The organism is Paraglaciecola sp. (assembly GCF_030730205.1).
Classification (GTDB): domain Bacteria; phylum Pseudomonadota; class Gammaproteobacteria; order Enterobacterales; family Alteromonadaceae; genus Paraglaciecola.
The window spans coordinates 1-4,024 of record NZ_JANQVQ010000109.1; the positions used below are offsets into that span (position 1 = coordinate 1).

The 4,024-nt window shown below is 43.2% G+C and carries 6 protein-coding genes; 1 reads left to right on the forward strand and 5 read right to left on the reverse strand.

Annotated features, from left to right (window positions below):
* Positions 1-232: 232 nt before the first annotated feature.
* Together NWQ57_RS08290 and NWQ57_RS08295 are read right to left on the reverse strand one after the other, a co-directional pair.
* Complete coding sequence (locus NWQ57_RS08290) at positions 233-625, reverse strand: MAPEG family protein (RefSeq protein WP_306021675.1); 393 nt, start codon at positions 623-625, stop codon at positions 233-235.
* Positions 626-745: 120 nt separating this feature from the next.
* Positions 746-1,711 (reverse strand): pseudouridine synthase, encoded by a 966-nt coding sequence (locus NWQ57_RS08295; protein ID WP_306021676.1) that lies wholly within the window; start codon positions 1,709-1,711, stop codon positions 746-748.
* Between the two features lie 88 nt (positions 1,712-1,799).
* Between NWQ57_RS08295 and NWQ57_RS08300 the strand changes: the two genes are divergently transcribed.
* Positions 1,800-2,576: a hypothetical protein gene (locus tag NWQ57_RS08300; protein WP_306021677.1), complete on the forward strand. Its 777-nt coding sequence runs from the start codon at positions 1,800-1,802 to the stop codon at positions 2,574-2,576.
* Between the two features lie 364 nt (positions 2,577-2,940).
* Here the strand turns inward: NWQ57_RS08300 and NWQ57_RS08305 are convergent, their stop codons facing one another.
* The 3 genes from NWQ57_RS08305 to NWQ57_RS08315 all read right to left on the reverse strand — a co-directional run.
* Positions 2,941-3,204: a hypothetical protein gene (locus NWQ57_RS08305; protein ID WP_306021678.1), complete on the reverse strand. Its 264-nt coding sequence runs from the start codon at positions 3,202-3,204 to the stop codon at positions 2,941-2,943.
* Positions 3,205-3,306: 102 nt separating this feature from the next.
* Positions 3,307-3,531 carry a hypothetical protein gene (locus tag NWQ57_RS08310; protein ID WP_306021679.1) on the reverse strand — a complete coding sequence of 75 codons (225 nt, stop codon included), beginning with the start codon at positions 3,529-3,531 and terminating at the stop codon, positions 3,307-3,309.
* A gap of 32 nt (positions 3,532-3,563) precedes the next feature.
* On the reverse strand, positions 3,564-4,024 hold a 461-nt coding region (locus tag NWQ57_RS08315), incomplete at its 5' end, for a LysR substrate-binding domain-containing protein (protein WP_306021680.1).

Genomic DNA, 4,024 nt, shown 5'->3' on the forward strand with positions numbered 1-4,024 from the left:
GGGTGAAGCGTAACACCTTCTCCTAAAAGAACGGCCTCAATTGAGGCCGTTTTTTCTTTATATGCTTAAATGCACATCCCAGTAAAAATCAATTGATAATAGTTCTTATTTGCGTTAACTTGGCTGTACATAAATTAACTCAGTCTTATTGGTCTTTGACTTCACGTAATTTATGCTAGGGGCCATTATTTAGGATAAGTAGTGGCCCCTTTGTTTATGTTAATTGGTATAACTAAGATAAGAGCGACAAAATGATGCCTACCAGCGCCATGAGAATTAAGACTAAAATAGGCAACATGGACAAGCCAAAACCTAGGCCTCGTTTTGCAGGATCGCCCACGTAAGCTCGCCAATATACAAAGCGGCCAATAATATACATACTGCCCAAGGCAGCGACCAACCACGTTAAACCTGAGAAGTATTTTCCTGCTAACAACAAGGCCGGTAAGAACATCACCAGCAATTCCAAAGTATTCATCTGCACACGGTACATACGGTCAAAATCTTCATGACCACTCGTCGCTGGAGCTTTAACCCCCGTCACCATGCGAGCTCGTCCAGTCATTAGCGCAAAAAAGAAGAACTGAAGCACCGCCAAGATGGCGACTAAATCTACGTAAGGCATGTTATTTTCCTGTGTTGTTATTGATGGTCAGATAAACTGGCGCCATTGTAAGATACTTTTTACAAAAACTCTTATCCTTAGCACAACAAAACGCTTAGACCTTGCTTAAAAACACCTTGATTACGCATTTAGCTTTAGTTCTGTGTTGCTTGAAAAATGTCGTACTTGTTGGGTGATAGGGTCAACAAAACGAAGCTGCTGAGCCAAAAGTTGTAGTGGTTTACTGTAATCATCTAGCCGACTTGTATGGAGTGCGGGGTAATACGTATCGTGTAATAACGGAAAACCAATACTTTGCATGTGTAAGCGCAATTGGTGAGTCTTGCCGCTTATTGGTTTTAACTCAAATAAAGCTTGCTCGGTGGTCTGTTGTACACATCGGATATGAGAGTGGCTGTTAGCCACCCCCTCAACAATCTGCATCAAAAATTTGGGCTGGCTTTTTTCCATCCGCGCTTTGACTTCCCATGTTTGATCATTGGAAATCGCGTTGTTACCAATATTAGCAATGGCCTGATAGGTTTTAGTGATTTGCTGTGTTTCAAATAGGCGATGGTAATGTTGGCGGGTCTCTACCTGATGAGTAAATAACACCAAACCCGCCGTCGCTTTATCGATGCGGTGTACCGCTTGCAAATGGGGGTTAGCGGTTTTGCGGCGTAATCGATTTTGCAAACATTCTTCAACATATGCACCACCGGGCATAACAGGTAAAAAATGCGGTTTATAAGCCACTAAAATCAAATCATCTTGAAATACGATACGTTCACTAAAGGGCACCACAGGCTCGACATTCACTTCACGGTAATAATAAACCCGCTGCTGCGCTTTAAAAGGCGTTTGCGCGTTAATTAGCTCGCCATCATGCCAATGAACTTTGCCATTCGCCATGCGCTGTTGCCACACATCACTGCTAATTGCCGGAAATTTGAGGATAAGAAACCCTAAGACCGTGCTTACGCCCGGATTGTGCTCAGGTAGGCTAAGCTTTGACGAAGAAACAGCAATAGCCATCATTTTACTCGATAGGGATAGGTTAAAAATCGGATAAGTCTGTATTAACGCCGTCAGTATACCCTGTTTCAAGTAAGCCTGCCTGCTCAAAGGTAATAGACAGCTTAGTGCCTTGTTCTGTTACACTCATAGCGTTATTTAACAGTTAAGGAAGAAAGCGATGAAAAAAGTGTTAGTCATTTTTGCAGTATTGGCTCTGCTTATAGCAGGCGGTGTTTGGTATATGTTAAGCGGTGCAGGTGATTTTATTCGTGCGCAGATCGAGCAACAGGGTAGTAAATATTTGGGCACGACGGTAACGGTTTTTAATGTTGACTTAGCATTAACAGAAGGTCGTATGACCATTAGCGATCTTGATGTAAAGAATCCGACAGGCTTTAGCGACGAAGACGCCTTCAGCGTTGACACCATCACCTTGGACTTAGGTGAAGTGATGAGTGAACCCTATGTAGTCCAAACGGTGAATATTAATGCGCCTGAAATTCTCTATGAAGTAGACGCCAGCGGCAGTGGCAACCTGCTCGCCTTAAAAGATAACTTAAGCGCTAATCTACCTAAGACCACAAACCAACCTGCCGCCGAAGATGGCTCGAATCCGTTGGTGATTGTCGAAAATGTCACCGTCAGCAATGTCCGACTAAAACTTAATTTCGAACAGTTGCCCACTGGCGATTTAAACATCGCAACCAAAAGCTACGAGATCACCTTACCCACCTTTTCAGCAGGTCCGATTGGCCAGCCAGATGGCATGCCAGCCGACAAAGTGGGCCTCGCCGTCGTAAACGCTATGTTAGACAACGTAATAGCCGCGGCAAAATCACAAGCGAAAAAACGCCTCGCAGAGGAAGCGAAGAAAAAGGCCAAAGAAAAACTGGAGCAAGAAAAAGACAAGTTGTTAGAAAAAGCCAGTGACAAGCTCAAAGGCCTATTCAACTAGGTAACATGAGGGGCAATATCGGGGCAGACTCCGCTTAAACGTCATCTTGCCCCTCATCCTGTTCGATTCTTGAAAGCCATCGTTTAACGCAATCGTCACCGCCGCTACGGCGGCGATCCCAATACGGCTACTGCGGGTAATATGCAAATGCACGTACCCAGCTAAACCTACAAAACCTGCAATACCTGCAATACCTAACTTAGAGTCATCCCATCCGCATGTGTCTGAGCATTAAAATGTAAAGGTTTCCAATCACTTTTGGTCTCCAACAGTGCCAAGAGCGAACGGCCTACACATTCGTCATGTTTGCTCAACTATGCCCAACACATTATGAAATAACTACATCACTTGTGTAATATTTCCTTTAGTTTGTGACAGCAGACTGTCCTTTTGCGCTCACATTAACCACATTATCAGGGGCTCGTTTAGGTTTGCGTCCTAAAGATGGATTCCACTCTATTCGAATTTCAGGATTAGCCATGGTCCAGCATTCGCCATTTGAGTTAAGGAAACAAACCCACATCAGATGCTGCTCTGGCCCATAGTCAATCACACCGTGCGCTAAGGCTGATTCATTTTTTGCTGGAATAAATACTGGGAGGGGTGGATTGAGCTGTGTAAACATCATTGACCTCACTGTGTTAGTAAATAATTGACCTCAGTTCTTATCAGCAATAGCAGAAAATATACCAACATTCTGTGGTAGCAAAAAACACGCTACACAGTCAATTTAATCAGTATTTATCAAGCCTTCTTCGAGTAAGAAGTTGTTCAGGGCACGTGTCCGTTTTGGCACTTGTTTGCGTGAGGGGTAAACCAGAGAAAAATAAATAGTGGGACTCTTTATCTCAGGCATGATGTGTACGAGTGTGCCAGCAACCATTTCTTTTTGAATTGTAGAAGGTAGCAGTGACGCTACGCCCAAACCTTGGATTGCCATTTTTTCCATCATCATAGGCGAAGTACATCGATAAAATTTTTTCGGTTTTAATTCAATTGGCTCACCACAATACTCAAAAATAAGGTATCAGAGAAAGATTTTTGTTTAAGTAAAATCCACTGCAAGCCTTGTAACTGGCTAATACTTTGAATGGTTCGACTGCCTAGATTTTCCTCTAAAAATTGCGGACTCGCAAAAAGAGCAAGGTGGTCTTGATGTAATGCCCGTGCAATCAGTGAGTCATCTTTTGGAAAGCCAATTGTGATCCCTAAATCAATTTGTTCGCTGATTACATCCAAAGGCGAGTCATCTAAAATCAGGTCTAATTGAATGTCTGGATAACGTTTCTGAAAGTCTTTCAACTTCGGCAGCATAAAACGATGGGCCACATCGTGATTCATGGTAATAGCCACTTTACCACTGGGGCTTGATGGTGATGCAATCGCCTCAACGGCTTCTAAAGTGCCTGATAAATTACGCACTTGTTGATAAATATCTAAACCTTCTG

Excerpts from the sequence above, each read along its gene's own strand:
- NWQ57_RS08305 (WP_306021678.1), bottom strand. The coding sequence starts at position 3,204 with ATGATGTTTACACAGCTCAATCCACCCCTCCCAGTATTTATTCCAGCA.
- NWQ57_RS08310 (WP_306021679.1), bottom strand. The coding sequence starts at position 3,531 with ATGATGATGGAAAAAATGGCAATCCAAGGTTTGGGCGTAGCGTCACTG.
- NWQ57_RS08290 (WP_306021675.1), bottom strand. The coding sequence starts at position 625 with ATGCCTTACGTAGATTTAGTCGCCATCTTGGCGGTGCTTCAGTTCTTC.
- NWQ57_RS08300 (WP_306021677.1), top strand. The coding sequence starts at position 1,800 with ATGAAAAAAGTGTTAGTCATTTTTGCAGTATTGGCTCTGCTTATAGCA.